This is a genomic window from Pseudoalteromonas fuliginea (assembly GCF_000690055.1).
In the GTDB taxonomy this organism is placed as follows: Bacteria; Pseudomonadota; Gammaproteobacteria; order Enterobacterales; family Alteromonadaceae; genus Pseudoalteromonas; species Pseudoalteromonas fuliginea.
On the sequence record NZ_JJNZ01000197.1, the window covers coordinates 1 to 1,182 of the forward strand.

General features: G+C 45.4%; 1 rRNA gene. It reads left to right on the top strand.

Annotated elements, in window-relative coordinates:
* A 23S ribosomal RNA gene (locus tag DC53_RS21535) occupies window positions 1-1,182 on the top strand; the annotation flags it as partial.

The window sequence follows — 1,182 nt, forward strand, 5'->3', positions numbered from 1 at the left end:
GTATGAATCCACCGGGACCATCCGCCAAGGCTAAATACTCCTAAAAGACCGATAGTGAACTAGTACCGTGAGGGAAAGGTGAAAAGAACCCCGAGAAGGGGAGTGAAATAGAACCTGAAACTTTATGCTTTTAATGAGATGGAGCCTACGGGTGACATCGTACTTTTTGTAGAACGGACCAACGAGTTAGTGTATGTGGCAAGGTTAAGGAAGTTAAATCCGAAGCCGAAGTGAAAGCGAGCCTGAATAGGGCGATTGAGTCATATATACTAGACCCGAAACTAGGTGAGCTTCCCATGAGCAGGCTGAAGCGATGGTAAAACATCGTGGAGGGCCGAACCATTAGGAGCTGCAAGTCCTTTGGATGACTTGTGGGAAGGAGTGAAAAGCTAATCGAACCTAGAGATAGCTGGTTCTCCGCGAAATAGCTTTAGGGCTAGCCTCGGATTACTATTTTACAGGGGTAGAGCTCTGATTGGACTAGCGGGCCTCGCGGCTTAGTAAATCCTGACAAACTTCGAATACTGTAAAAACTATACCGGGAGTCAGACGGTGACAGATAAGTGCCATCGTCAAGAGGGAAACAGCCCAGACTACTGTCTAAGGTCCCTAATTAACAACTAAGTGGAAAAGGATGTGGGATTGCTGAGACAACCAGGAGGTTGGCTTAGAAGCAGCCATTCCTTGAAAGAGTGCGTAATAGCTCACTGGTCAAGCGAACCTGCGCCGAAAATTCAACGGGGCTAAAGTTGTTAACCGAAGACGTAGAATTACAATTGTAATTGGTAGCGGAGCGTTCTGTATGTCGCTGAAGGTGAGATGTGAGTCTTGCTGGAGATATCAGAAGTGAAAATGTTGGTATGAGTAACGTAAGGAAGATGAAAACTCTTCCCGCCGAAAACCCAAGGTTTCCTACGCAACGGCAGTCGACGTAGGGTTAGTCGGTCCTAAGGTGTAACCGAGAGGTGAAGCTGATGGATATCAGGTTAATATTCCTGAACTACTAATATATATCTAAGGGGGGACATATCGGGATATAGGAGATGCTGAATGATTTGCATTACGAACGTGAGACTTGATACATAGGAAAATCCGTGTAACTATAAGGTCGAGCTAAGTTACGTTGATGTTGTTAGCTTGCTAATGATAGATACTGCTCCTACTATATTCGGGTATCGAGAA